Annotated in this window: 25 protein-coding genes; 11 read left to right on the top strand and 14 right to left on the bottom strand. The window is 68.1% G+C overall.

Annotated elements, in window-relative coordinates; translation table 11 throughout:
* The first annotated feature begins 117 nt into the window (after window positions 1-117).
* The 3 genes from C7416_RS08570 (at window position 118) to C7416_RS08560 (ending at window position 3,549) form a co-directional block, all read left to right on the top strand.
* Window positions 118-735 (top strand): 50S ribosomal protein L25/general stress protein Ctc, encoded by a 618-nt coding sequence (locus tag C7416_RS08570; protein WP_012351653.1) that lies wholly within the window; start codon window positions 118-120, stop codon window positions 733-735.
* Between the two features lie 150 nt (window positions 736-885).
* Window positions 886-1,482: an aminoacyl-tRNA hydrolase gene (pth, locus tag C7416_RS08565; RefSeq protein ID WP_111518195.1), complete on the top strand. Its 597-nt coding sequence runs from the start codon at window positions 886-888 to the stop codon at window positions 1,480-1,482.
* 207 nt (window positions 1,483-1,689) lie between these two features.
* Window positions 1,690-3,549, top strand: coding sequence for a PhoX family protein (locus tag C7416_RS08560; RefSeq protein ID WP_111518193.1), 1,860 nt, complete (start codon window positions 1,690-1,692; stop codon window positions 3,547-3,549).
* Window positions 3,550-3,671: 122 nt separating this feature from the next.
* Here C7416_RS08560 and C7416_RS08555 read toward each other — a convergent pair whose 3' ends face one another.
* The 5 genes from C7416_RS08555 to C7416_RS08535 form a co-directional block, all read right to left on the bottom strand.
* A complete protein-coding gene (locus C7416_RS08555) occupies window positions 3,672-3,932 on the bottom strand; it encodes a YfhL family 4Fe-4S dicluster ferredoxin (RefSeq protein ID WP_111518191.1) in 261 nt (86 codons plus the stop codon).
* Window positions 3,933-3,999: 67 nt separating this feature from the next.
* Window positions 4,000-4,485 (bottom strand): pantetheine-phosphate adenylyltransferase, encoded by a 486-nt coding sequence (coaD, locus tag C7416_RS08550; protein WP_062796627.1) that lies wholly within the window; start codon window positions 4,483-4,485, stop codon window positions 4,000-4,002.
* Between the two features lie 233 nt (window positions 4,486-4,718).
* Window positions 4,719-5,366 (bottom strand): 16S rRNA (guanine(966)-N(2))-methyltransferase RsmD, encoded by a 648-nt coding sequence (rsmD, locus tag C7416_RS08545; protein WP_181461191.1) that lies wholly within the window; start codon window positions 5,364-5,366, stop codon window positions 4,719-4,721.
* 73 nt (window positions 5,367-5,439) lie between these two features.
* Window positions 5,440-6,822: a M16 family metallopeptidase gene (locus C7416_RS08540; RefSeq protein ID WP_111518187.1), complete on the bottom strand. Its 1,383-nt coding sequence runs from the start codon at window positions 6,820-6,822 to the stop codon at window positions 5,440-5,442.
* Window positions 6,823-6,832: 10 nt separating this feature from the next.
* Window positions 6,833-8,389 carry a M16 family metallopeptidase gene (locus tag C7416_RS08535; RefSeq protein ID WP_111518185.1) on the bottom strand — a complete coding sequence of 519 codons (1,557 nt, stop codon included), beginning with the start codon at window positions 8,387-8,389 and terminating at the stop codon, window positions 6,833-6,835.
* Window positions 8,390-8,616: 227 nt separating this feature from the next.
* Here C7416_RS08535 and ftsY point away from each other — a divergent pair, with 227 nt between their 5' ends.
* Window positions 8,617-9,804, top strand: a complete 1,188-nt coding sequence (ftsY, locus tag C7416_RS08530; RefSeq protein ID WP_111518183.1) for a signal recognition particle-docking protein FtsY — start codon at window positions 8,617-8,619, stop codon at window positions 9,802-9,804.
* A 69-nt stretch (window positions 9,805-9,873) separates the two neighbouring features.
* On the opposite strand, the gene maiA is transcribed toward ftsY, so the two are convergent.
* Both maiA and C7416_RS08520 read right to left on the bottom strand, forming a co-directional pair.
* Window positions 9,874-10,521 carry a maleylacetoacetate isomerase gene (gene maiA / locus C7416_RS08525; protein WP_111518181.1) on the bottom strand — a complete coding sequence of 216 codons (648 nt, stop codon included), beginning with the start codon at window positions 10,519-10,521 and terminating at the stop codon, window positions 9,874-9,876.
* Window positions 10,522-10,525: 4 nt separating this feature from the next.
* Window positions 10,526-11,227: a fumarylacetoacetate hydrolase family protein gene (locus C7416_RS08520; RefSeq protein WP_111518179.1), complete on the bottom strand. Its 702-nt coding sequence runs from the start codon at window positions 11,225-11,227 to the stop codon at window positions 10,526-10,528.
* Window positions 11,228-11,434: 207 nt separating this feature from the next.
* On the opposite strand from C7416_RS08520, the gene C7416_RS08515 reads away from it, so the two are divergent.
* From C7416_RS08515 to ybiB, 5 genes are all read left to right on the top strand, one after another.
* Window positions 11,435-12,073, top strand: a complete 639-nt coding sequence (locus tag C7416_RS08515) for an ANTAR domain-containing response regulator (RefSeq protein WP_111518177.1) — start codon at window positions 11,435-11,437, stop codon at window positions 12,071-12,073.
* Window positions 12,074-12,475: 402 nt separating this feature from the next.
* A complete protein-coding gene (locus tag C7416_RS08510; protein ID WP_111518175.1) occupies window positions 12,476-13,810 on the top strand; it encodes a CmpA/NrtA family ABC transporter substrate-binding protein in 1,335 nt (444 codons plus the stop codon).
* A 30-nt stretch (window positions 13,811-13,840) separates the two neighbouring features.
* Complete coding sequence (ntrB, locus tag C7416_RS08505) at window positions 13,841-14,731, top strand: nitrate ABC transporter permease (RefSeq protein ID WP_111518173.1); 891 nt, start codon at window positions 13,841-13,843, stop codon at window positions 14,729-14,731.
* A 19-nt stretch (window positions 14,732-14,750) separates the two neighbouring features.
* Window positions 14,751-15,554 carry an ABC transporter ATP-binding protein gene (locus C7416_RS08500; RefSeq protein ID WP_111518171.1) on the top strand — a complete coding sequence of 268 codons (804 nt, stop codon included), beginning with the start codon at window positions 14,751-14,753 and terminating at the stop codon, window positions 15,552-15,554.
* 84 nt (window positions 15,555-15,638) lie between these two features.
* A complete protein-coding gene (ybiB, locus tag C7416_RS08495) occupies window positions 15,639-16,628 on the top strand; it encodes a DNA-binding protein YbiB (RefSeq protein WP_111518169.1) in 990 nt (329 codons plus the stop codon).
* Between the two features lie 19 nt (window positions 16,629-16,647).
* Here the strand turns inward: ybiB and C7416_RS08490 are convergent, their stop codons facing one another.
* Entirely contained in the window at window positions 16,648-17,523 is an 876-nt protein-coding gene (locus tag C7416_RS08490) for a pirin family protein (RefSeq protein WP_111518167.1), read from the bottom strand.
* 344 nt (window positions 17,524-17,867) lie between these two features.
* Here C7416_RS08490 and rpoH point away from each other — a divergent pair, with 344 nt between their 5' ends.
* Entirely contained in the window at window positions 17,868-18,797 is a 930-nt protein-coding gene (rpoH, locus tag C7416_RS08485) for an RNA polymerase sigma factor RpoH (protein ID WP_092307491.1), read from the top strand.
* Window positions 18,798-18,911: 114 nt separating this feature from the next.
* On the opposite strand, the gene C7416_RS08480 is transcribed toward rpoH, so the two are convergent.
* The 5 genes from C7416_RS08480 to C7416_RS08460 all read right to left on the bottom strand — a co-directional run bounded on the left by C7416_RS08480 (window position 18,912) and on the right by C7416_RS08460 (window position 23,184).
* Entirely contained in the window at window positions 18,912-19,532 is a 621-nt protein-coding gene (locus C7416_RS08480; protein WP_092307490.1) for an SCO family protein, read from the bottom strand.
* Between the two features lie 118 nt (window positions 19,533-19,650).
* The gene (cyoE, locus tag C7416_RS08475; protein WP_092307488.1) at window positions 19,651-20,595 is read right to left on the bottom strand and encodes a heme o synthase; all 945 of its coding nucleotides are present in this window, start codon (window positions 20,593-20,595) and stop codon (window positions 19,651-19,653) included.
* The gene (locus C7416_RS08470; protein WP_111518165.1) at window positions 20,592-21,695 is read right to left on the bottom strand and encodes a COX15/CtaA family protein; all 1,104 of its coding nucleotides are present in this window, start codon (window positions 21,693-21,695) and stop codon (window positions 20,592-20,594) included. The genes cyoE and C7416_RS08470 overlap by 4 nt, the downstream gene beginning before the upstream one ends.
* A gap of 9 nt (window positions 21,696-21,704) precedes the next feature.
* Complete coding sequence (locus C7416_RS08465; protein ID WP_111518163.1) at window positions 21,705-22,355, bottom strand: SCO family protein; 651 nt, start codon at window positions 22,353-22,355, stop codon at window positions 21,705-21,707.
* Window positions 22,356-22,428: 73 nt separating this feature from the next.
* Entirely contained in the window at window positions 22,429-23,184 is a 756-nt protein-coding gene (locus tag C7416_RS08460) for an SURF1 family protein (protein ID WP_111518161.1), read from the bottom strand.
* Window positions 23,185-23,274: 90 nt separating this feature from the next.
* On the opposite strand from C7416_RS08460, the gene C7416_RS08455 reads away from it, so the two are divergent.
* On the top strand, window positions 23,275-23,484 hold the full coding sequence (locus C7416_RS08455; RefSeq protein WP_012351630.1) for a twin transmembrane helix small protein: 210 nt from the start codon (window positions 23,275-23,277) through the stop codon (window positions 23,482-23,484).
* Between the two features lie 152 nt (window positions 23,485-23,636).
* Here C7416_RS08455 and C7416_RS08450 read toward each other — a convergent pair whose 3' ends face one another.
* Window positions 23,637-24,497 (bottom strand): cytochrome c oxidase subunit 3, encoded by an 861-nt coding sequence (locus C7416_RS08450; RefSeq protein WP_111518159.1) that lies wholly within the window; start codon window positions 24,495-24,497, stop codon window positions 23,637-23,639.
* Window positions 24,498-24,548 lie beyond the last annotated feature (51 nt).

Below are 24,548 nucleotides of genomic sequence, written 5' to 3'. Positions count from 1 at the left end.
TACTGCGTTGATCATCGTTGTCTGGTGATCAACGTGACTTGATCGGCGCATATTTTTGCCTTTGCGCCGCAACGAGGCTGTCTGGTCGCGGACAGCCTTCTTACTTTTGGAGTCATCATGAAAGTTGTCGCTTTCGAGCGTAGCGTACAGGGAACGGGTGCGAGCCGCCGCCTGCGCAATTCGGGCAAGACCCCCGGCATCATCTACGGCGGCGCCGCCGAGCCGAAGATGATCGAACTGGATCACAACGCCCTGTGGCACGCCCTGAAGAAGGAAGCGTTCCACTCGTCGATCCTCGACCTGGAAGTCGCCGGCAAGTCGGAAAAGGCGCTGCTGCGCGCATTCCAGATGCACCCGTTCAAGCCGCTGGTGCTGCACGTCGATTTCCAGCGCGTGTCGGCCAACGACAAGATCCACGTCAAGGTGCCGCTGCACTTCATGAACCAGGAAACCGCTCCTGGCGTGAAGCTGGGCCACGGCCTGGTCAACCACATCGTCAACGACCTGGAAGTGTCGTGCCTGCCGGCCGACCTGCCTGAGTTCATCGAAGTGGACGTCGGCGCGATGGAACTGGGCCAGACCCTGCACCTGTCGGACCTGAAGCTGCCGAAGGGCGTGACCGTGATCACCCACGGTGACGACAACCCGGCCATCGCCAGCATCTCGCAACCGGCTGGTGCCGTGTCGGAAGCTGCCGAAGGCGGCGAAGCCGCTGGCGAAACCCCGGCCGCCTAAGCTGCCGCAGCGGTGGCGGCCCGCGGGCCGCGCCACCAAGAAACCGCCGCTCTTGCGGCGGTTTTTTTTCGCCCGGCAGCGGACTGCCGGTTTTTCGGTATCCTTGGCGCCTGTGGCGCAGTCCCGCGCGCCAACGACACAGTCACACGCATGATCAAGCTTATCGTCGGCCTCGGCAATCCCGGTGCGGAGTACGAGGCCACCCGACACAACGCCGGCTTCTGGCTGGTGGACCAGCTGGCCCGCATGGGCGGCGCCACGCTTCGCGTCGAGGGCCGCTTCCACGGGCTGGCCGCGCGCGCACGGCTCTGGGACCAGGAGATCTGGCTGCTCAAGCCGTCGACCTTCATGAACCGCTCCGGCCTGGCGGTGGTGTCGCTGGCGCGCTTCTACAAGATCCTGCCCGACGAGATCGTGACCGTGCATGACGAGATGGACCTGCCGGCCGGCGCCGCCAAGCTCAAGCGCGGCGGCGGCGCGGGCGGCCACAACGGCCTGAAGGACATCTCGGCCCACCTGGGCACGCAGGACTACTGGCGCCTGCGCCTGGGCGTGGGCCATCCGCGCAATGCGCCCGGCGGTGCCGGCGCGGGCCGCGAGGACGTGGTCAACTTCGTGCTAAAACCACCGCGGCGCGAGGAGCAGGAAGCGATCGATGCCGCGATCGACCGCTGCATCGACCCGCTCGGCCTGCTGGCCCGCGGCGATGCCGAGCGCGCCATGGCGCAGCTGCACACCGCGCGCTGAGCGCCGGCACGCCAGCCAGCATATTTCTGGGACAGCAGTATGAAAACGGGCCGCATCCGCGGCCCGTCGTCGTTTGGCCGCACCGGTCTGCAGTTGCAGACATAGTGTCATCAAAGTGCCATGGGCACCACCTAAATTGCGGGGTTTCCAATCGCGTCGGTATCGCATGGTTGCCGATGCGCATGACATCCCACAGGAGGAAAGCCCATGTCGTACCTGACCGACGAAGCGCGCGCCGCAAGCCGCGCCGCCAAGCCCGACGTTGACGTGCCCGGCCAGATGCTCGAAGACATCGTCGCCGCCAACCCGGCCCGCCGCCGGGTGCTGCGCGGCGGCCTGGGCCTGTCGCTGGTGTCGGCATTCGGCAGCGGCCTGCTGGCCGCCTGCGGCGGCGATGACGATCCCGCCCCGGCTCCGGCGCCCGCACCGGCCCCTGCCCCGGCACCCGCTCCGGCACCGGCTCCCGCCACGCCGAGCTACGAGGTCACCTTCGAGCCGATCGCCAAGTCCACCGCCGATACCGTGGTGGTGCCGAGCGGCTACAGCGTCGACGTGCTGTTCTCCGCCGGCGACCCGGTCGAAGCCGGCGCCACCGGCTATGCCGGCGCCTTCCAGTCGTCGGCCGAGACCGAACGCCAGGCCGGCGGCAACCACGACGGCATGCACTACTTTGCACTGCCTGGCGTCGATCCGCAGAAGGGCGGCCTGCTGGCGATCAACCACGAGCTGCCGGACTACAGCATCCTGTTCCCGACCGCCTACGACGCCGCCACCGCGAGCCCGGAGCAAAAGCGCATCGCCCTGTCGGCGGTCGGTATTTCCGTGATCGAAGTGGAGCTGGCCGCCAGCGGCAAGTGGCAGGTCAAGCGCGACTCGGTCTACAACAAGCGCTACACCGGCAACACGCTGTACCGCGTCGGCGGCCCGGCCGCATCGGTGGTCGGCGCAACCGTGGTCGGCATGCTCAACAACTGCTCGAGCGGCCACACCCCGTGGGGCACCTACCTGACCTGCGAGGAAAGCACCGACAACTACATCGACCCGACCCAGGCCGACAACGGCTACGGCTGGGTGGTGGAGATCGACCCGTACGGCACGCTGGGCGCGCCGGCCAAGCGCACCGCGATGGGCCGCTTCGACCACGAGAACGTCGCCTACATCACCGATGCCAACAACAACGTGGCCTTCTACATGGGCGACGACGGCACCCCGGGCTGCATCTACAAGTTCGTGCCGAGCAAGGCCTTCGACCCGAACAACCGCGCCGCCAACGCCAACCTGCTGGACACCGGCACGCTGTACGTGGCGAAGTTCAATGCCGACGGCAGCGGCCAGTGGATCGAACTGTCGCAAGGCAAGAACGGCCTGACCGTCGGTGCCTCGGACCCGGGCAACTGGACCCAGTCGGCGGTGTCGCCGGCCCCGACCACGGTCGACTTCGCCACCCAGGCAGACGTGCTGATCAACACCAAGTCGGCCGCACGCGTGGCCGGCGGCACGCTGATGGACCGCCCCGAGTGGATCACCGCGGCACCGGACAACACGCTCTACTGCACGCTGACCAACAACAGCGGCCGCCAGCAGACCGACGCCGCCAACCCGCGCAAGAACAACCTGCACGGCCATATCATCCAGTGGAAGGAAGCCGGCAATTCGCCGCTGGCCACGACCTTCACCTGGAGCATCCTGCTGCAGGCCGGCGACCCGTCGCTGGCCACGGACAACCTGAAGGGCAACATCAACGGCGATACGTTCTCGAGCCCGGACGGCCTGCGCGTCGATCCCAAGGGCCGCCTGTGGGTGCAGACCGATTCGAGCACCAGCGCCACCTACACCGGCACCTTCGGCAACAACAGCATGTATTACATCTCGCCGACGGGCCAGTCGAAACGCTTCCTTGCGGGCCCGACCGGTTGCGAGATCACCGGCATCGCCTACACCCCGGACCTGACCACCTGCTTCATCAACATCCAGCACCCGACCGGCAAGTGGCCGGACGCCACCAAGCCGCCGCGCTCGTCCACCATCGTGGTGCGCCGTGCCGACGGCAAGCCGATCGGTGCCTGACCAGTGCAGTAGGCAGTAACCGTAGTAATTGGGGAAAGGTTAAGCCCCCGTCACCTTGCGGTGCCGGGGGCTTTTTTTTGACTGCCGAAGCCGGGGTAACGGGGACTGGATAGCGAGCGTTATCAGGCCGCGTGCCGGGCAGCCGTCAGCAGCCGGTACCGCTGCATCAGGACCTCCTGGGTCTCGACGCGGTTCGGGTCCTTGGGAATGCACGCGACGGGGCAGACCTGCTGGCATTGCGGCTCGTCGAAGTGCCCGACGCACTCGGTACACTTGTTGGGGTCGATTTCGTAGATCTCGGGCCCCATCGAAATGGCTTCGTTCGGGCACTCGGGTTCACAAACGTCGCAGTTGATGCAGTCGTCGGTGATCATCAGCGCCATGGTGTTTCCTTCCTGCGGACACGCCCGCGCCCGACTGGCCGCGGTCTGACGTGTCTGAAGCCGTATTTTATTCCGCTTTGCCGATTTTCTCTTGCAGCCAGCGCTCCACCGACGGGAACACGAACTTGCTGACGTCCCCGCCCAGCACCGCGATCTCGCGCACGAAAGTGCCCGAGATGAACTGGTACTGGTCCGACGGGGTCAGGAACATGGTCTCGACATCCGGCAGCAGGTAGCGGTTCATGCCCGCCATCTGGAACTCGTACTCGAAGTCGGACACCGCGCGCAGGCCGCGCACGATCACGCGCGCATTGTTCTTGCGGACAAAGTCCTTGAGCAGCCCGGAGAAGCCCTCGACGCGCACGTTGGGATAGTGCCCGAGCACTTCGCGGGCAATGCTGATGCGCTCCTCGAGCGAAAAGAACGGGCGCTTGTTGGGGCTGTGCGCCACGCCGACCACCAGTTCGTCGAAGATATTCGACGCACGGCGGACCAGATCCTCGTGTCCCCGGGTCATTGGATCGAAGGTGCCGGGATAGACCGCGCTGACCATACTTCCTCCTTGATCTGCCCGCTGCCGGCCGTGGAAGGGCCGCCTCTTGCGCCGGCCGGGCCGGCGTGGGTGCTGCGTCGCGAGCGTTGTGACAGCGGCGTAGTGTAACCCTAAATGCCCCGCTTGGAAGTCGCCGCAGGCACCGTTTTGCGGCAGTGCACCCAAGAACCGGTTCCGCAATCAGGAAGGGTCCCTTCCCCGTTCCGGAACCGCCGCGCCACCGACCTGGCGGATCAGCCGGCGCCGTTGCCCGGCACGCGGTGCTGCAGCAGGTGGAAATGCACCGCTCCGGCGCGCGCGTGCCGCACGATCTCGAGCGCGGCCGGCACCGGGGCATCGGCGCCGGTCAGAGGATGGTCGGTCTCGACATAGACCGCCCCGCCCGGCCGCGACAGCCGCGCCGCGTGCGCCAGCGACGGCCCGATCCAGTCCTCGGCGAACGGCGGATCCAGGAATACCACGTCGAAGCTGGCATCCGGCAGCTGCGCGGCAATGGCGAAGGCGTCGCCTTGCAGCACGCGCACCTGCCCGGCATCGAGCCGGGTCACGTTGTCGCGCAACTGCCTGGCCACGCGCGCATTGGACTCGACCAGCGTCACCACGGCCGCGCCGCGCGAGGCGGCCTCGAAGCCGAGCGCGCCGGAGCCGGCGAACAGGTCCAGGCATTCCAGCCCGGACAGGTCCTGCCCCAGCCAGTTGAAGAGGGTCTCGCGCACGCGGTCGGGGGTGGGGCGCAGGCCCTGGGCGTCAGGCACCGGCAGCAGCGTGCGCTTCCAGCGGCCGCCGATGATGCGGACCTGCGCGGGTGCCTGGCGCGGCACGGAAGAGACGGGAGATCGCCCGCGAGGCGCGGGCGAGGGCAATCGGGAACGCGAATTCATGCCGTGATTGTAGAGCCTGCGGCGGGCTCCGCCGCAGGCGATGCCGCCGTCACCGCCGACATCCTCGCTGACATCACTGCCGCGAAGCCGTGGGCGCGCTGCCCACCGGCCCGCCAACGATCACCGTGGCCATATTGTCCGGGTGTACATGGCGCTGGAACGCCGCCCTGACCTGTTCGCGCGTGACCTTGCCGATCTGCGCGGTCCAGGTATCGAGGTAATCGAGCGGCAGCCCGTACCAGCCGATATTGGCCACGTTGGTCAGCAGCTTGCGGTTGTTGTCGATGCGCAGCGGGAAGCCGTTGATCAGGTTGTCCTTGGCCGCGCGCAGCTCCTTCTCGCTCGGGCCCTCGGCGACAAAGCGCGCCAGCACCTGGCGCACCAGCGCCAGCGCCTCGTCGGTCTGGGCCTTCTTGGTCTGCAGGCTGATGCCGAACGGCCCCGGCTGCTTGGACGGCGCGAAATAGCTGTCCACGCCGTAGGTCAGGCCGCGCTTCTCGCGCACTTCGTCGGTCAGGCGCGAGCTGAAGCCGCCGCCGCCGAGCACGTAGTTGCCCACCAGCAGCGCGAAATAGTCGGGGTCGCCGCGCGCGATCGCCGGCTGGCCCAGCGCCACGCTGGACTGCTGCGCCGGGTGCGGCAGGCGCTGCTCGCTGGGCGCGATCTTCAGCCGCACCTGCGGCAGCGTCGGGGCGGCACGGCCAGGCGGCAGCCCGCGCGTCAGCTGCTCGGCGATGGCTTCGGCCTGCTTGCGGTCGACCGCGCCGATCAGCGTCACCACCGCGCGCTGCGCGCCGTAGTTGTCGCGCCAGAAGCCGACGATGTCGTCGCGCGTGATCGACGCCACGCTCTCGGGGGTCGCGGCGACGCCGTAGGGATGGTCGGGATACATGGCCCGGGCCAGCGCCTTGTCGGCGATCACGCCCGGCTTGGTATCGGCTTCGCGGATGGCGGTGATCAGGCGCTGCTTCTCGCGCCCGACCACGGCATCCGGATAGGTCGGCGCCTTGATCAGCTGCGCCGCCAGCGCGACCGACTGGTCCAGCTCCGGCTGCGCGGTCAGGGTGCGCAGCCCGATGCCGCCGCGGTCGCCGCCGGCCGCGCCGCCGAAGGCGGCACCGGTATCGGCGAAGGCATCGGCGATCCTGGCCTCGTCGCGCGCCGGCTGGCCGTCCTGCGCGGCGGCGCCCTTGTCGAGCAGGGCCGCGGTCAGCGTGGCCAGCCCGGCCTTGCCCTGCGGGTCATAGCGGCTGCCGGCGTCGAAGTCGATATTGATATCGAGCATCGGGATCGACGGGCTGTGCACGAAGAACACGCGCGCGCCGGTGGACGCGGTCCAGTGCTCGATCGGGATCGCTGCCTGCGCCAGTTGCGCGGCCAGCAGCACCACGGCGCCCAACGCGGCGCCGGCCAGTTTGCGCAGCGGGCGCGGCGCGGAAGTGACGGACTGGGTCATCGCCTTGTTCTCAGTGGCGCAGGCCCGACGGGGCCTGGGACTTGGGCTTGTTCGGATCGATCGGCTGCGGCACCAGGGTGGCCACGGTCAGGTTGTCGTCGTTGAAATACTTCGCGGCGACGGCCTGCACCTGCGCCGGCGTGACGGCCTTGATCTTGTCGAGCATGCGGTCGATCTGGCGCCAGGAGATCTCCGAGATCTCGGCTACGCCGATCTCCATGCCCTGCCCGAACACCGAATCGCGCTTGTAGATCTGGCCGGCCACCACCTGCGCCTTGACGCGCTTGAGCTCCTCCGGCGACACGCCTTCGCGGGCGATGCGCTGGATCTCCGCGCGCAGCGCGCGCTCGATCTCGTCGGTGTTGTGGCCCGCCGCCGGCGTGCCGTCGAGCACGAACAGCGACTCGCCGCGGTTGATGCTGTCGTAGCCGACATTGACGTCGTCGGCCAGGCGCTGCTCGCGCACCAGTTCGCGGGTCAGGCGCGCGTTGTCGTAGCCGTTGAGCACGGCCGCCAGCACCTCGAGCGCGTAGGGGTCGACGTCCTTCTCGACGTCGCGCAGGCGCGGCACCTTGTAGGCCATCACCATGTACTGGTTCTCGGCGGGCGCCTTGACCCAGATGCGCTTGATGCCCTTCTGCGCCGGCTCCTCCTGGTCCTTGCGTACCGGCAGCGCGCGCGGCTTGAGCTTGCCGTAGTACCGCTCGGCCAGCGTGCGCACTTCGTCGGCCCTGACGTCGCCGGTGACGATCACGGTGGCGTTGTTGGGCACATACCAGTGGCGATACCAGTCCTTGACGTCGTCGACGCGCATGTTGACCAGGTCATCCATCCAGCCGATCACCGGATGGCGGTAGGCGGCGGCGGTGTAGACCGTGGCCAGCAGCTGCTCATAGACCGTGCCGCGCGCGGAGTCGTCGGTGCGCAGGCGGCGTTCTTCCATCACCACCTTCATCTCGCGCTCGAACTCGTCCTTGGTGATGACGAGGTTGGCCATGCGGTCGGCTTCCAGCTCCATCATCTTCGGCAGGTACTGCTTGCCGATCTGCTGGTAGTACATGGTGAAGTCGCGGTTGGTCATGGCGTTCTCGCGCCCGCCCAGGGCCGCCACCTGCTTCGAGAATTCGCCCACGCCGACCTTGGGCGTGCCCTTGAACATCATGTGTTCCAGCATGTGGGCCACGCCGGTGGTGCCGCTGACCTCGTCGATGCCGCCCACGCGGTACCAGACCTGGTGTGCCACGGTCGGGGCGCGGTGGTCTTCCTTGACGATCAGCCGCAGTCCGTTGGACAGGCGGTACTCGGTCGTGCCGTGGGCGGTGGCGCCCGCCGGCGCGGTCTGCGCCGCCGGCATCGGCGAGGCCACCACGCCTTGCGCCGTCGCGGTCAGCGACCAGGGCAGCAGCGCCAGCAGCAGCGCGGGGATGGCCCGCCGCGCCAGCCGTGCGGCGCGTACGGAAGGTGCCTGCCACGGCGGTGCGTGGCGTTGGATGCGCGCTTGGGTGGCGGCGTTGCTGCCCGGTGCGCCTGCTGCGCCCGTTGCGGTCATGACAGCGCAATGGTTCATGCGACCCCGTCTGCTAAAATTTTGCCGATCGATCCGCGTGCGCGACGCTGCGCGCGAATCTGCCATGTAGTGAATGCATGTAGCGAACTATACGCAATCGCCGGCCGGGACCACAACGGTTTCTCCCCAGCCTTTGCGAAGCCTGCGTAACCCATTGATTAATCACCGGTTGCCTGCGGCAGTGGCTGCCGCCAGGGTTTCGGCCCCGGTATTGACCCCGTTCCCCAATGTTTAGTTTCTGGAAGAAGCGCAAGGCCGAGCCGGCGCCCGTCGAGGCGCCAGCGGAGGCCGCCGTCGAGGCGCCCGCACCAGCCCCGGCCCCCGCGCCGGAGGTCCCCGCACCCGCACCCGCCCCGGCACCGTCCCCGACACCCACGCCAACGCCCACCCCTGCCCCCGCGCCCGTGCCGGTTCCCGTGCCCGTCCCGGTGCCGGCGCAAGTGCCCCCGCCCGCGCCAGCGCCGGTCGCCGCCGAGGCGCTGGAACTGGTGCCGCCGCCCGCCCCCAGCGCCGAAGCCCGGCAGGGCTGGATGCAGCGCCTGCGCACCGGCCTGTCCAAGACCAGCCGCAACCTCGGTACGCTGTTCGTCGGCGTCAAGGTCGACGAGGACCTGTTCGAGGAACTGGAAACCGCGCTGCTGATGGCCGACGCCGGCGTCGAGGCCACCGAATACCTGCTGGGCGAACTGCGCAAGCGCGTCAGGTCCGAGCGCATCGAAACCGCCGAGGGCGTCAAGGCGGCGCTGCGCGAGCTGCTGACGCAGTTGCTGCGCCCGCTCGAAAAGACCATGGCGCTGGGCCGCGAGCAGCCTCTGGTGATGATGATCGCGGGCGTCAACGGTGCCGGCAAGACCACCAGCATCGGCAAGCTGTGCAAGCACTTCCAGCGCTACGACCAGAAGGTGCTGCTGGCCGCCGGCGACACCTTCCGCGCCGCCGCGCGCGAGCAGCTGGCGATCTGGGGCGAACGCAACAACGTCACCGTGGTGGCGCAGGAAAGCGGCGACCCCGCGGCGGTGATCTTCGACGCCGTCAACGCCGCCAAGGCGCGCGGCATCGACATCGTCATGGCCGACACCGCCGGGCGCCTGCCGACGCAGCTGCACCTGATGGAAGAGCTGAAGAAGGTCAAGCGCGTGATCAGCAAGGCCATGCCGAGCGCGCCGCACGAGGTGCTGCTGGTGATCGACGCCAATACCGGCCAGAACGCCCTGCAGCAAACCCGTGCCTTCGACGACGCGCTAGGCCTTACCGGCCTGATCGTGACCAAGCTCGACGGCACCGCCAAGGGCGGCATCCTGGCGGCGATCGCGCGCCAGCGCCCGGTGCCGGTCTACTTCATCGGCGTGGGCGAGAAGGTGGAAGACCTGCAGCCGTTCAAGGCGGAGGAGTTCGCCGAGGCGCTGCTGGGGTAAATCCCGCCGTCCTGCAAGACAAAACGCCCCGGCAGTGCCGGGGCGTTTGCGTTTTGCCGGGTCGCAATACTATTCCGCGTCGGGCTGCGACTTCGGCTCCGCCTTCTGGAACGCCGGCAGCGCCATGCACGCTTCATAGATCTTCGCGATCGCCGGATAGCGCGCCACGTCGATATTGAATCGCTGGGCGTTGAACACCTGCGGCACCAGGCACAGGTCGGCCAGCGTGGGCGTGTCGCCAAAGCAGAAACGCCCGGCCTTGCCGCTGCGCTCGAGATTGGCTTGCAGCGAGGCAAAGCCGAGCTCGATCCAGTGGCGGTACCAGGCGTCCTTGACCTCGTCGGTCACGCCCACCGTGTGCTTCAGGTACTTGAGCACGCGCAGGTTGTTCAGCGGATGGATCTCGCAGGCGATCTCCTGCGCCAGGCCACGCACATAGGCGCGATCCAGCGCCGTGCCGGGCAGCAGCTTCGGCTCGGGATGGACCTCGTCGAGGTACTCGACGATGGCCAGCGATTGCTGCAGCACGTGTTCGCCGTCGGCCAGCGCCGGCACCAGGCCATCGGGGTTCACCGCGCGGAACTCCGGCTTGAGCTGCTGGCCGCCTTCCTTGAGCAGGTGCACCGGCACGTAGTCATAGGACAGGCCCTTCAGTTCCAGCGCGATACGCACGCGGAACGAGGCGGAACTGCGGAAATAGCTGTAAAGCTTGAGCATCGGTTCAGACTACCTTGATGGTGAGATCGCCCACGCCGCCGACGTGGCACTGCATGACATCGCCCTTGACCACCGGCCCCACGCCCTCGGGCGTGCCGCTGAAGATCAGGTCGCCGGGCTGCAGCTCGAACAGTTTCGACAGGTACGACACCATCTCCGGCACCGACCAGATTAGGTCCGAGAGATCGCCGCGCTGCTTTTCGACGCCGTTGACCGACAGCGTGACCTCGCCCTTCTCGGGATGGCCGATGGCCGCCACCGGCACGATCGGGCCGATCGGGGCGGAGCGGTCGAAGGCCTTGCCGGTCTCCCACGGGCGGCCGGTCTTCTTCGATTCGTTCTGCAGGTCGCGGCGCGTCATGTCCAGTCCCACGGCATAGCCGAACACATGGCCGGCGGCCTGCTCGACCGGGATGTCGCGGCCGCCCTTGCCGATCGCCACCACCAGTTCCACTTCATAGTGGCAGTTGCTGGTGCCCGGCGGGTACGGGAAGGCGCCCTCGGCGCCGTCGGCGACGTAGCTGACCGCATCGGACGGCTTGCAGAAGAAGAACGGCGGCTCGCGGTCGGGGTCCGAACCCATTTCCCGGGCATGGGCGGCGTAGTTGCGGCCGACGCAGTACACGCGCCGGACCGGAAAGCTCGCGTGGCTGCCGCGCACAGGCACGCCAACGGGCGCGGGCGGGGCGAACACGAATTCGGTCATGCATCTCTCCAGATAGTTCTGATCGGTGCTGCGACGGGGCCCGGTGCCGGGCGCAGCAGGGCAACAGGATACACCGCGGGCCGGGGCCTGCGTACGGCCGCATACAATGAATCCAGGCACGCTCGCAGCGCCGCCGCACCGGACTGGGGCGTCCTCCCTGGCGCTGCCGGCGCGAATCTTGCATGGCGCACTGCAACAGAGCCAGCCATGACACGACGCCATCCGCCCCCCACGCCCACGCCGGCGCCCGCGGCCCCCACCGGCCGGGTGCTGCGCATCCTGCTCGTACGCGACCCGCTCGACGCCGATCCCCTCAACGTCGAGACCATCCGCAGCGGGCTGGTGAACGCTGGCTTCACCGAGATCCAGATCGTCGATGCCGACCTGCGGCTGCCCGATGTGATCACCGCTAGCCAGCCCGACATGCTGATCATCGCGTCCGAGTCCGCCGCGCGCGACACCATCGAGCATGTGTGCGTCTCGACCCAGCATGCACCGCGCCCGATCGTGCTGTTCACCGACAACGACGACAGCCAGCGCATCAAGGCCGCACTCAGCGCGGGCATTACCGCCTATATCGTCGACGGCCTGCGCGCGGAGCGCGTCAAGACCGTGCTCGACGTCGCCTATGCACGCTTCGAGCTGGACCAGCAGCTGCGCGCCGAACTCGACGCCACGCGGCTGAAGCTGGCCGAGCGCAAGGTGGTGGAGCGCGCCAAGGGCCTGCTGATGCAGGCGCGCGGGCTCAGCGAGGAAGACGCCTACAAGCGCCTGCGCAGCATGGCGATGGAACGCGGGCTGAAGCTGGTCGATGCGGCGCAGCGCGTGATCGACGTGATGGGCTGAACGTCGGGGCTGGACGTCCGGGCTGAACGCCCGGCGGCGGCCGTTGCGGTGCAACGCCGCACGCGGCTGGTGCGCTGCACGTTCGTGGCACCACGCCGCATTCCCGCTTCGCTGATCCATTGCCGCGGGACTGCGGTGAACGTGTCCAGACCGCGTCACTTACGCACCGACCTCGTCCATTCCGCCCCGTTCCGGTACAACACTCCCCGAAATGCTGCACCGCACAGTGCTGGCATACGCCTTGCGTCATGCAGGCATCGGCCAACGGCGGCCGATCGACAATTCAGGCGGACACGGCCAACGCGGGCCGCGTCACGCCACGGACAACGGCGTCCCTGCAGCGCACCGGTCTTCTGGCGAAGCCGGCCGCGCGAGGGGACGCTTTTTTCTTGGAGCCACGCAATGCCCTCTCGCCTCAGCCATGCCAGGCCGCTGCACCCGGCCGTCCAGCACTCCGACGCCACTGCCGCCGCCGACGCGGTCCCGGCCAGCAGCGGCCGGCGCCGTGCGCTGGCCACCATCGCCGGTGCCAGCGTGATGACGCTGGTCGATCCGCTGGTGCGCGCCGGCGCCTGGGCCGCGGGCTCAGACGCGCCGGAGAAGACCGAGGTGCGCATCGGCTTTATCCCGCTGACCGACTGCGCCTCGGTGGTGATGGCGGCCACGCTGGGGCTCGACAAGAAGTACGGCATCAAGATCACGCCGACCAAGGAAGCCTCGTGGGCGGGCGTGCGCGACAAGCTGGTCAACGGCGAGCTGGACGCGGCCCACGTGCTCTACGGCCTGGTCTATGGGGTGCAGCTCGGCATCGGCGGGCCAAAAAAAGACATGGCCGTGCTGATGAGCCTGAACCACAACGGCCAGGCCATCACGCTGTCGTCCAAGCTGGCCGAGAAAGGCGTGCGGGACGGCGCCAGCCTGAAGGCACTGATGGCGAAGGAAAAGCGCGACTACACCTTCGCCCAGACCTTCCCGACCGGCACGCATGCGATGTGGCTGTACTACTGGCTGGCGGCCAACGGCATCAACCCGATGCAGGACGCCAAGGCCATCACGGTGCCGCCGCCGCAGATGGTGGCCAACATGCGCGTGGGCAATATGGACGGCTTCTGCGTGGGCGAGCCGTGGGGCGCGCGCGCGATTGCCGACAAGATCGGCTTCACCGCCGAGACCACGCAGGCGATCTGGAAAAACCATCCGGAAAAGACTCTGGGCACCACGGCCGAGTTCGTGCAGAAGTATCCCAACACGGCGCGCGCGATGGTGGCCGCGGTGCTGGAGGCGTCGAAGTTCATCGATGCATCGGCCTCCAACCGCCGCAAGACCGCCGAGACCATCGCCGCCAAGTCCTATGTCAATACCGACATGGACATCATCCTCGACCGCATGCTGGGCCGCTACACCAACGGGCTGGGCAAGACCTGGGACGACCCCGACGCGATGAAGTTCTACCAGGACGGCAACGCGAACTTCCCATACCTGTCCGACGGCATGTGGTTCCTGACGCAGCACAAGCGCTGGGGCCTGCTCAAGGCCCATCCGGATTACCTTGCCGTGGCCAGGCAGGTCAACCGCATCGACATCTACAAGCAGGCCGCCACTGCCGCGCAGGTGCCGCTACCCAAGAGCGACATGCGCAGCTCGAAGCTGATCGACGGCGTGATCTGGGACGGCAAGGACCCGAAAGCCTACGCCGACGGTTTCAAGATCAAGGCCGCCGGCACGCCTGCGGCCTGAACCGCAGTGCCCTGACCAAAGGAGCCCGACGTGAATGCCATTGCCTCCACCACGCCCGAAGCCGCAGCCGACCCCGACACCAAGGAACGGACACGCCGGCGCGAACAGGAAATCTCCGCGCAGGCCCGGCGCGCGGCACGCCGCGACGCCGCCGCCGCGCTGGTGCTCAAGGCGGTGCCGCCGCTGCTGGGCTTCGCCCTGTTCGTGCTGGCCTGGCACGGCATCGCCACCATGATCCCGGCCATTCCCACCCCGGGCGCGACGTGGAACGCGGCGGTGCCGCTGTTTGCCGACCCGTTCTACCGCAACGGGCCCAATGACCAGGGCATCGGATGGAACGTGCTGGCGTCGCTGGCGCGCGTGGCGGCGGGCTTCGGCCTGGCCGCGCTGGTCGGCATCCCGGCCGGTTTCGTGATCGGGCGCTTCGCCTTCCTGAACGCCATGACCGCGCCGGTGATCAGCCTGCTGCGGCCGGTGTCGCCGCTGGCATGGCTGCCGATCGGGCTGCTGCTGTTCAAGGCGGCCAATCCGGCCGCGATCTGGGCGATCTTCATCTGCTCGATCTGGCCGATGGTGATCAACACCGCGGTGGGCGTCACGCGCGTGCCGCAGGACTACCTGAACGTGGCGCGCGTGCTCGACCTGTCCGAGTGGAAGGTGTTCACGCGCGTGCTGTTGCCCGCGGTGCTGCCCTACATGCTGACCGGCGTGCGGCTGTCGATCGGCACGGCCTGGCTGGTGATCGTCGCTGCCGAGATGCTGACCGGCGGCACCGGCATCGGCTTCTGGCTGTGGGACGAGTGGAACAACCTGAAGGTCGAGCACATCGTGATCGCGATCTTCGTCATCGGCCTGATCGGCCTGCTGCTGGAACATGCGCTGCTGGCGCTGGCCCGGCGCTTCAGCTACGGCACCCATTGATCCGACCGGGAGAAACGCCATGGACAAGTTCGTCAGCATCGAAAACGTCGGCCAGACCTTCAAGACCCGCAAGGGCCCGTTCGTCGCGCTGCGCGACATCGACCTGCACATCGCCGAGGGCGAGTTCATCACGCTGATCGGCCACTCCGGCTGCGGCAAGTCCACGCTGCTGAACCTGCTGGCGGGGCTGGCCACACCCACCACCGGGGCGCTGATCTGCGCCGGGCGCGAAATCGCCGGACCCGGGCCGGAGCGCGCGGTGGTGTTCCAGAACCATTCGCTGCTGCCCTGGCTGACCTGTTTCGAGAACGTCTACCTGGGTGTGGAGCGTGTGTTCGCGGCCAGCGAGGACAAGGCGCAGCTCCGGGCGCGCACGCACGACACGCTGGCGCTGGTGGGCCTGAGCCACGCCGAAGGCAAGTATCCACACGAAATCTCCGGCGGCATGAAGCAGCGCGTGGGCATTGCCCGCGCGCTGGCGATGGCGCCCAAGGTGCTGCTGATGGACGAGCCCTTCGGCGCGCTCGATGCACTCACGCGCGCGCACCTACAGGACGAGCTGATCAAGATCGTGGCAGCCACGCGCAGCACCGTGGTGATGGTGACGCACGATGTCGACGAGGCCGTGCTGCTGGCCGACCGCATCGTGATGATGACCAACGGCCCGGCCGCCACCATCGGCGAGATCCTGGCGGTGGACCTGCCGCGCCCGCGCGACCGCGTGGCGCTGGCGGATGACCCGACCTACCACCGCTGCCGCACCGCGGTGCTGGACTTCCTCTACCGCAAGCAGCGCAATCCGGCGCTGCAGGAAGCGGCGTAGCGGTGTAGCGGCGCGCCAGGCGGCCATGGGCGCGGCCGCCGCGCTCCGCTATCATGAACCCAGAACACACTACCCCACGCCGCCATGACCACCACCGCCCCATTTCCCGCCGCCCGCTATATCAAGGAGATCGGCCGCGGCGTCAACGGCGCGCGCGCGCTGCCGCGCGAGGACGCGCAGGCCCTGTTCGACGCCATGCTGGCCGGGCGCGTGTCCGACCTCGAACTCGGCGCCATCCTGATGGCGTATCGCATCAAGGGCGAGGCGCCGCACGAGCTGGCCGGCATGCTCGAGGCCGCCCATGCGCACTGCCAGCCGCTGCCGGCGCCGCAGGACCGGCAGGTGGTGGTGATTCCCAGCTACAACGGCGCGCGCAAGCAGCCCAACCTGGTGCCCCTGCTGGCGCTGCTGCTTGCCCGCGAAGGCGTCCCCGTACTGGTGCACGGCACACGCGAGTTCGAGGGGCGCGTGACCAGCATGGCGCTGTTCGAGGCGCTGGGCGTACCCCTGTGCGCGAGCACCGACGAGGCGTCGGCAAGGCTGCGGGATGGCGATGCCAATGGCCCGCTGGCGGTACTGCCGGTGGACGTGCTGTCGCCCGGGCTGTCGCGGCTGCTGGAGCGGCGCACCGTGATCGGCCTGCGCAATTCGTCGCATACGGTCGCCAAGATGCTGCAGCCGGTGGGCGAGCACACACCCGCCGAAGGCCTGCGGCTGTACAGCTACACGCACCCCGAATACCGCGAGACGCTGACCGACTACTTCTCGCACGAGCCCGCCAACGTGCTGCTGGCACGCGGCACCGAGGGCGAGGTGGTGGCCGATGCCCGGCGCACGGGCCGCATCGACTGGCTGCATGAAGGCCACCAGCAGACGCTGGTGGGTCAGGCCGGGGGCTCGATCGGCGAGGTGCCGGAACTGCCGCCGGGCAGCGATGCGGGCCTGACCGTGGCCTGGATCCGGCGCGTGCTCGACGGCGCAGTGCCGGTGCCGGCGCCCATCACCATCCAGATCGAGGCCATCCGCGAGTGCCTGCGCCAGGGCACGCGCGTGACCTGGGCCAGCCCGGTCTGAGCCGGCCCCGGCACAACCGTCAGGGCTTGCGCGGGGGCAGCGGAATGCGCTCGGTCTCGCCCGGCACGTGCGGGAACTGGTCGTCCTCCCAGCGCTGGGCCGCGGCCTCGATCGCCACCTTGCTGCTGGCGACGAAATTCCAGTAGATAAAGCGGTGCCCGTCGGTCGGGTCGCCGCCCAGCAGCATCACCCGCGACGGCGCCGTGGCAGTGAGCGTCGCCGGCTGGCCCGGCGTCAGCACCACCATGTGTTCCGCCGGCAGCGGTTCGCCGTCGAGCGAGACCGCGCCGTCGACCGGATAGATGCCGCGCTCGGCGTGGTCGGCGGGAATCTCCACGCTGGCGCCCGCGTCCAGCTCGATCGCCACGTACAGCGTGCGACTGAACACCTTGACCGGCGAGGTCTGGCCGAACGCATCGCCGGCAATCACCACCATGCGCAGGCCGGGCCGCTCGATACGCGGCAGCGTCGCGGCGGGATGGTGGAAGAACGACGGCTCGGCGCCCTCATGCTGCTGCGGCAGTGCCACCCAGGTCTGGATGCCATGCAGGCGCGCGCCCTCCGGGCGCACATGCTCGGGTGAGCGCTCCGAATGCACGATGCCGTGGCCGGCGGTCATCCAGTTGACGTCGCCGGGGCGAATCGCCTGGTCGCTGCCGAGGCTGTCGCGATGGATGATCTCGCCCTCGAACAGGTAGGTGACGGTAGCCAGCCCGATATGGGGATGCGGACGCACATCGGCGCCCTGGCCCGGCGGCAGCTGCACCGGTCCCATATGGTCGAAGAAGATGAACGGTCCCACGGTCTGGGTTGCCGCGGCCGGCAGCAGCCGACGCACGGTGAAATCGCCCAGGTCGCGCACATGCGGCTTGAGCAAGTGTTCGATAGCAGACATAACTCCTCCGATCCGATAAGAGAGGCTCGCAAGCATGCCAGTGCGCCGCTCGCCGGTCGAGTGTAGCCGGTGGTGGAACAGAGCATTGCAACGGCAGGCAGAACCCCCTTGCCACGCTGCGCTCTAACTACCAGTGCGCGATGACAGCGGTATCGTTGCCGTCTCATTACGATCTTCCCGACTATCCAAACACGAAAGGTGATATCCGGGAACTATCAGAACCATCGGAACTCCAATTAGCACTCACCCGGCCAGAGTGCTAAGATGTGTTGCAGTGCCGCCGATCCCCCGAGGGGCCGCGGCGCACCGGCAACCAAACCGCCGGACGCGAAAGGAGCCATTGAGTGAACGCAGTCTTGTCTGCCGACCAAACCCTGACGAACAACCGTCTGCCGACGGTGCCCCGGAACACGGGCAGCTTTGCGCTGACCTTTCCGGCGACCGTGGGCAACCTCGACAGCTATATCCAGGCTGTCCACCGGATTCCGCTGCTGACCGCAGAGGAAGAGCAACGCCTTGCGCGCGAACTGCGCGACCACGATTCCGTCGACGCGGCGCGCCGCCTGGTGATGTCGCACCTGCGGCTGGTGGTGTCGATCGCCCGCCAGTACCTCGGCTACGGCCTGCCCCACGCCGACCTGATCCAGGAAGGCAATATCGGCCTGATGAAGGCGGTGAAGCGTTTCGACCCGGACCAGGGCGTGCGCCTGGTGTCGTACGCGATGCACTGGATCAAGGCTGAAATCCATGAATACGTGCTGAAGAACTGGCGCATGGTCAAGGTGGCCACCACCAAGGCCCAGCGCAAGCTGTTCTTCAACCTGCGCAGCCACAAGCAGGGCGGCCACACCTTCACGCCGGAACAGGTCGAGGCCGTCGCGCGCGAGCTGAACGTCAAGCCCGAAGAAGTGATGGAGATGGAAACCCGCCTGTCGGGCGGCGACCTGGCGCTCGAAGGGCAGGTAGACGACGGCGAAGAGGAATTCGCCCCCATCGCCTACCTGGCCGACAACCACAACGAGCCGACCCGCGTGATGGAAGCCAAGCGCCACGACCGCATGCAGGTCGAGGGGCTGGAAGAAGCGCTGGGCAAGCTCGACGAACGCAGCCGCCGCATCATCGAGGCGCGCTGGCTCAACGTCGAGGACGACGGCTCGGGCGGCGCCACGCTGCATGAGCTGGCCGACGAGTTCGGCGTGTCGGCCGAGCGCATCCGCCAGATCGAGGCGGCGGCGATGAAGAAGATGAAGGGCGCGCTGCAGGCCTTTGCCTGATCCCACCGCAACCATGCAAAAGGCCGGTCCATGGACCGGCCTTTTTTGTTGCCCGCGGAGCGTTGGTGCGACCGCTGGTGCGACGTTATGCCGCACCCTTTCGCCCCCGCTGCGTCAGGACAACAGCTGTTTCAGGTCGTGCGCAATGGGTTCCGGCCCCTGGCCGTGGCGGATGAACAGCCGCAGCTTGCCCTGCGGATCGAACACATAGCTGCCGGCCGAGTGATCCACGGTGTAGTTGTTGGGTGAGCTGCCCGGCACCTTGGCGTAGAACACCTTGAAGTCCTTGGCCAGCTTCTGCAGCGCGGCCTCGTCGGCCGGGCGCAGCCCGACGAAGCGCGGATCGAAGGCGGGCACGTACTGCGCCAGCAGCGCCTGCGTATCGCGTTCCGGGTCGACCGTGACGAACAGCACCTGCACGCGGTCCGCATCCGGTCCCAGCTGCTCCACGACCGCCTTCAGTTCGGCCATGGTGGTAGGGCAGACGTCCGGGCAGTGGGTGTAGCCGAAGAACATCACCACCGCCTTGCCCTTGTAGTCGGCCAGGGTGCGCACCTTGCCGGTGTGGTCGGTCAGCGAGAAGTCCTTGCCGAAGTCGGCAGCGCCGGTGATATCGACATTGCGGAACGACGCCTTCTGCTGTCCGCAGGCGGCAACGGCCAGGGCCAGCGCGGCCAGCAGGGAAAAGCGGCGGAAGGCGGCGAACAGGCCGGAAGCGGAGCTGAGGCGTGGCATGCGGGGGACGGGTCAGGGATGAGAAGGAAACAGCATGCAGTATCGCCGATCATGCTGCCGGGCTCGCGCCGGCGCGGCAAGATGCCGCAGCCGGGGCCGGGGCATGCCCCGGTGCAGGTCAGACCTGCGGCACGAACTTGAAGTAGTGGTCGATCAGCAGCGCGGCAAACAGCAGCGACAGGTACAGGATCGAGAAGCGGAAGGTGCGCTGCGCCAGTTCGTCCGAATAGTTGCGGTACAGCTTCCAGGCATAGGCCAGGAAGCCCGCGCCCAGCGCCAGCGCGGCGGCCAGGTAGATGTAGCCGCTCATGCCGTAGACGAAGGGCAGCAGCGTCGCCGCGATCATCACCAGCGTGTACAGCAGGATATGCAGCAGCGTGTAGCGCTCGCCGTGCGTGACCGGCAGCATCGGCAGCCCGGACTTGGCGTAATCGGCGCGGCGGTACAGCGCCAGCGCCCAGAAGTGCGGCGGGGTCCAGGTGAAGATGATCAGCACCAGGAACCACGCCTCGGCCGGCACCTCGCCCGCGACCGCGGCCCAGCCGAGCGCCGGCGGCATCGCGCCGGACAGGCCGCCGATGACGATGTTCTGCGGCGTGGCCGGCTTGAGCAGGATGGTGTAAACAACCGCGTAGCCCAGGAAGGTGGCAAAGGTCAGCCACATGGTCAGGTCGTTGGCGTAGACGTGCAGCAGCCACATGCCCGCGCCGCCCAGGATGGCGGAGAACACCAGCGTCTGGCGCGTGGTGATCTCGCCGGTGGCGGACGGGCGCCAGGCGGTGCGGCGCATCAGCGCATCGATCTTCTGCTCGACCAGGCAATTGATGGCGAAAGCCGCGCCGGCTAGCAGCCAGATGCCGGCCGCGCCGCCGATCAGCACCGGCCACGGCACCATGCCGGGCGTGGCCAGGAACATGCCGATGATGGCGCAGAACACGGCCAGCTGCGTCACGCGCGGCTTGGTCAGGGCGGCATATTGCCGGGCCAGGTGCCGCATGCGGCTCAACTTGCCCAGGGAATGGGGATGGGTAGCGGTAACCACGGAAGGAGTCTTGTCTTTCATGTGGCGCGGGCGGCAGTCGGCACGGCAGCGGGGGCGCCGGCGGCCCGGGTCGTCAGCCCGATATTGTAGTGGAGACGGACCAGCAGCAGCAGCAGCACCGCGGCGCCGCCGTTGTGCGCGACCGCCGCCACCAGCGGCCAGTCGAACACGATATTCGACAGCCCGGTGGCCAGTTGCAGCACCAGCGTCGCAAGCAGCCAGCCAGCGGCGCGGCTGAGCCCTTCGAGCCGGCGCGCACGCAGGCCGAACCATGCCAGGTAGCCCAGCACGATCACGGCAAAGCCGCGATGGACCCAGTGGATCGCCACCAGCGCCGCGTGCGGGATGTAGTCGCCGTCCGCGGTCATGCCCAGCTGGCGCCACAGCGTGAAGCCATGGCGGAAGTCCATCTCGGGCACCAGCTGGCCGTTGCACAGCGGGAAGTCGGTGCAGGCCAGCACCGCGTAGTTGGTGCTGACCCAGCCGCCCAGGAAGATCTGGATCACCAGCAGCAGCAGGCCGATGCGCACCGGCCAGCGCAGCCGCGCCGCCTGCGGCGCGACCGGGTGCGGCGGGTCGTTGCGCGAGCCCAGCTGGATCAGCACCGCCAGCAGCGCCATGCCCAGCATCAGGTGCGTGACGACGATGATCGGCTGCAGCTTCAGCGTCACGGTGAAGGCGCCGAAGGCGCCCTGCACGCACACCAGCAGCAGCACGCCGGTGGCGAACCACGGCGACTGCTTCAGCTCGCGCCGCTTGACCCACGCCAGCACCATCAGCGTGATGATCAGCACGCCGACGGCCATGGCGAAGTAGCGGTGGATCATCTCGATCCAGGCCTTGGCCAGCGTCACCGGGCCGCTGGGCATCGCGGTCTCGGCCGCGCGGATCGGCTCCATCGCCGCGTGCGGGTTGGAATGCCCGTAGCAGCCCGGCCAGTCCGGGCAACCCAGCCCGGAGTCGGTCAGCCGCGTGAAGCTGCCGAACATGATCAGGTCCAGCGTCAGGAACGCCGTGATCCAGGCAAGCTTGCGGTACTTGTTGCGATCGCCCTTCACCATCACGTAGGACAGCGGGAACAGCGCGATCAGGACGCCGATGATGGCCAGTTGCAGCAGCATGCCGTCCCCTCAACCGATGCGCGAGACCTTGAGCAGCTTCTTCAGGTCGCCGCTCATCTTCTTCGGGTCGGGGTCCTGCGGGAAACGCATCATCAGGTTGCCCAGCGGGTCGACCAGGAACAGGGTGTCCTCGGCGCGCTTGCCCGGCTCGGCCGGCAGCCACTGTTGCGCTGCCTGGCGGTCGATGCGCAGAAAACGCACGCCCGCGTAGGGCTCGTTGTACGCGGCGACCAGCCGCTCGTCGATCTTGCCCTCGTCGGTGACCAGCCACACCGGCACGATGCGCAGGCGGTCCTGGCCCTGCCCGGCGCGGATCTGGCGGATGGTGAACAGCTTTTTGGCGCAGGCCTCGTCGCAGGCCGACGCATCGGCGCTGAGCAGCAGCCACTTGCCGCGGAACTGCTCCAGCGGCACGGCCTGGCCCTGCTCGTCGGTAACGCGCACCGGCGGCATCGGCCGCTGCGGGTCGACCAGCGTGCCGTAGTTGGTGGCGCCGCCGCGCGGCTTGATCACGTAATAGGTGAAGTAGGAGGCAATCACCGGCGACGCGCACACCAGCAGCAGCATCAGCATCTGCAGGCGGCCACGGCGCGTGCGCGCGTCGATGCGGGGGTCGCGCGGCGAGGCCGCGGCGGCCGGGGCGGAGTCTTGCTGTGCCATGGAGTACGTCTGTCCTTTGTCTTCGGCAAACCGATACGCCGGTACGCGGCGCAAGGGCGGTCAATTCATTCGATCAGGGCGCTGGCAGCCGCCGTGCGCGGCGCCAGCCCAGCACGGCCACCAGCACCACCGTCAGCGCGGCCAGCCCGAACCACTGGAAGGCATAGCCATAGTGGCGCTCGGCGCCGGCGTCGGCTGGCGGCCAGTCGCGCGCCAGGCCGTCACCGCTGTCGTTGCGCTGCTCGATCACCAGCGGGTGCAGGGCCAGCCCGGTTTCGGCGGCATACGGCGCGATCTCGAGGTTCTGGCGGATACTGCTGCCGGCTGCCTCCTGGCCCAGGCTATAGACACGCGGCACACCGGCCAGTGCCGTGCCCGTGACGGTCACCTCGCCCGCAGGCGTCGGGAACGGCGCGATCCGGGTGCGGTCCCCGGCATCGCGCGGCAGCCAGCCGCGCAGCACCAGCACCGCGCGCATGGCGCCGGCCTCGCCCGGCGCCGCGCCGATCACCAGCGGCGTCACCACCAGGAAGCCGGCGCGGCTGTCGCCGCTGCGGCCGCCGGTGCCGTGGGGGCGATTATCCAGCAATACGGTGCGCGATGCGTCGAAGCGCCCGGTCACGCGCACCGCGCGGTCGGTCACAACTTGTGACAGCGGCGCCGTGCCCAGCACCACCGGCGGCTGCGTTGCGAGCGCCTGCAGCCGTGCGGCGCGCGCTTCCTTCTCATGCGCGCGACCGAGCTGCCAGTTACCCAGCGCGCAAGTCACCGCGACCACGACCAGTGCGGCCGCCAGCGGCAACGGGCTGGCGAAGCGGCGCCAGCTCATCGTCCCTGCGGCACTGTGAAGCGCGCCCCGGTGCGATAATGGGCCTGTGCGCCGCACGTCGCGCCGCGCCTGCCCCCAAACCGCCCCGCCATGCGCTTTGTCATCATCATTGCCTTCATCCTGATCATCGCCAGCCTGGCGTCGGCCCTGTTCTTCATGATGCGCGACCGCGGCAAGACGCCCAACATGATGCGTTCGCTGATGCTGCGCGTGGGCTTCTCGGTGGCGCTGTTCCTGTTCATCCTGTTCTCGAGCTGGATGGGCTGGATCCACAGCACCGGCATCCGCATGGCGCCCTGAACCGGCGCGCCGCGGCGGCCCGCGATGGGTCCCGTCCCGGCCCGCAAAAGACAAACGCCGCAGGCTGGCCAGGCCCCTGCGGCGTTTCTCTTTTGCGTTGGCGCCGGCGGTCCCGCTCGGTTGCGGGGCCCGCCGGCCGGTACGGCAGCCGGTTACAGCCAGTACACCACGATGTAGAGGAACAGCCACACCACGTCAACGAAGTGCCAGTACCAGGCCGCGCCTTCGAAAGCGAAGTGGTGCTCGGGGGTGAAGTGGCCCTTCAGCACGCGGATCAGCACCACCGCCAGCATGATCGCGCCCATGGTCACGTGGAAACCGTGGAAGCCGGTCAGCAGGAAGAAGGTCGAGCCGTAGATGCCCGAGCTCAGCTTCAGGTTCAGGTCCGAGTAGGCGTGCATGTACTCGTACACCTGGAAGCCCATGAAGATCGCGCCCAGCAGGATGGTCAGCGCCAGGCCCTGGATCAGCTGGCTGCGCTTGCCGGCCAGCAGCGCGTGGTGCGCCCAGGTCAGCGTCACGCCCGACATCAGCAGCAGCGCGGTGTTGATGGTCGGGATCGGCCACGGGCCCATGGTCTGGAAGTTTTCCACCACGCCGGCCGGGCCGGTGTTGGGCCATACCGCGGCAAAGTCGGGCCACAGGATCTTGTTGTTCAGGTCGCCCAGCCACGGCATGGCGATGGCGCGGGCATAGAACAGCGCGCCGAAGAACGCGGCGAAGAACATCACTTCGGAGAAGATGAACCAGCCCATCGACCAGCGGAACGACAGGTCGATGTTCTTGCCGTACATGCCGCCCTCGGACTCGCGGATGGCGTCGCCAAACCAGCTCTTGAGCACGAACAGGAACCACAGCAGGCCGAAGCCGCACAGGTACGGCGCCCAGGGCTGCCCGTTTACCCAACCGGCGGCGCCGGCACCCGTCATCAGCAGGCCGAAGCTAGCGGTGATGGGGTGGCGCGACGGGCCCGGTACGAAGTAGTACGGAGCGTTTGCGCGATTCGCACTCATTCTTTTATCTCCAGCTCAGAGTCTTTGATTCAGTATTCGTTGTCCCCGCCT

Source organism: Cupriavidus phytorum (assembly GCF_003254285.1).
GTDB classification, from domain to species: domain Bacteria; phylum Pseudomonadota; class Gammaproteobacteria; order Burkholderiales; family Burkholderiaceae; genus Cupriavidus; species Cupriavidus phytorum.
Note: the sequence above shows the minus strand (reverse complement) of the source record. Positions and strands in the feature narration are given on the sequence as shown.

What these genes read in the sequence shown, in the direction of transcription:
- coaD (WP_062796627.1), bottom strand. Translation starts at nt 4,485, where the DNA reads ATGGTCAGCGCGGTCTATCCCGGCACCTTCGATCCAATGACCCGGGGA.
- ftsY (WP_111518183.1), top strand. Translation starts at nt 8,617, where the DNA reads ATGTTTAGTTTCTGGAAGAAGCGCAAGGCCGAGCCGGCGCCCGTCGAG.
- C7416_RS08540 (WP_111518187.1), bottom strand. Translation starts at nt 6,822, where the DNA reads ATGACCCAGTCCGTCACTTCCGCGCCGCGCCCGCTGCGCAAACTGGCC.
- ybiB (WP_111518169.1), top strand. Translation starts at nt 15,639, where the DNA reads ATGACCACCACCGCCCCATTTCCCGCCGCCCGCTATATCAAGGAGATC.
- C7416_RS08535 (WP_111518185.1), bottom strand. Translation starts at nt 8,389, where the DNA reads ATGAACCATTGCGCTGTCATGACCGCAACGGGCGCAGCAGGCGCACCG.
- C7416_RS08570 (WP_012351653.1), top strand. Translation starts at nt 118, where the DNA reads ATGAAAGTTGTCGCTTTCGAGCGTAGCGTACAGGGAACGGGTGCGAGC.
- C7416_RS08515 (WP_111518177.1), top strand. Translation starts at nt 11,435, where the DNA reads ATGACACGACGCCATCCGCCCCCCACGCCCACGCCGGCGCCCGCGGCC.
- C7416_RS08500 (WP_111518171.1), top strand. Translation starts at nt 14,751, where the DNA reads ATGGACAAGTTCGTCAGCATCGAAAACGTCGGCCAGACCTTCAAGACC.
- cyoE (WP_092307488.1), bottom strand. Translation starts at nt 20,595, where the DNA reads ATGAAAGACAAGACTCCTTCCGTGGTTACCGCTACCCATCCCCATTCC.
- C7416_RS08450 (WP_111518159.1), bottom strand. Translation starts at nt 24,497, where the DNA reads ATGAGTGCGAATCGCGCAAACGCTCCGTACTACTTCGTACCGGGCCCG.
- C7416_RS08460 (WP_111518161.1), bottom strand. Translation starts at nt 23,184, where the DNA reads ATGAGCTGGCGCCGCTTCGCCAGCCCGTTGCCGCTGGCGGCCGCACTG.
- C7416_RS08555 (WP_111518191.1), bottom strand. Translation starts at nt 3,932, where the DNA reads ATGGCGCTGATGATCACCGACGACTGCATCAACTGCGACGTTTGTGAA.
- C7416_RS08480 (WP_092307490.1), bottom strand. Translation starts at nt 19,532, where the DNA reads ATGCCACGCCTCAGCTCCGCTTCCGGCCTGTTCGCCGCCTTCCGCCGC.
- C7416_RS08490 (WP_111518167.1), bottom strand. Translation starts at nt 17,523, where the DNA reads ATGTCTGCTATCGAACACTTGCTCAAGCCGCATGTGCGCGACCTGGGC.
- pth (WP_111518195.1), top strand. Translation starts at nt 886, where the DNA reads ATGATCAAGCTTATCGTCGGCCTCGGCAATCCCGGTGCGGAGTACGAG.
- C7416_RS08465 (WP_111518163.1), bottom strand. Translation starts at nt 22,355, where the DNA reads ATGGCACAGCAAGACTCCGCCCCGGCCGCCGCGGCCTCGCCGCGCGAC.
- C7416_RS08510 (WP_111518175.1), top strand. Translation starts at nt 12,476, where the DNA reads ATGCCCTCTCGCCTCAGCCATGCCAGGCCGCTGCACCCGGCCGTCCAG.
- rsmD (WP_181461191.1), bottom strand. Translation starts at nt 5,366, where the DNA reads ATGAATTCGCGTTCCCGATTGCCCTCGCCCGCGCCTCGCGGGCGATCT.
- maiA (WP_111518181.1), bottom strand. Translation starts at nt 10,521, where the DNA reads ATGCTCAAGCTTTACAGCTATTTCCGCAGTTCCGCCTCGTTCCGCGTG.
- C7416_RS08560 (WP_111518193.1), top strand. Translation starts at nt 1,690, where the DNA reads ATGTCGTACCTGACCGACGAAGCGCGCGCCGCAAGCCGCGCCGCCAAG.
- C7416_RS08455 (WP_012351630.1), top strand. Translation starts at nt 23,275, where the DNA reads ATGCGCTTTGTCATCATCATTGCCTTCATCCTGATCATCGCCAGCCTG.
- C7416_RS08520 (WP_111518179.1), bottom strand. Translation starts at nt 11,227, where the DNA reads ATGACCGAATTCGTGTTCGCCCCGCCCGCGCCCGTTGGCGTGCCTGTG.
- C7416_RS08470 (WP_111518165.1), bottom strand. Translation starts at nt 21,695, where the DNA reads ATGCTGCTGCAACTGGCCATCATCGGCGTCCTGATCGCGCTGTTCCCG.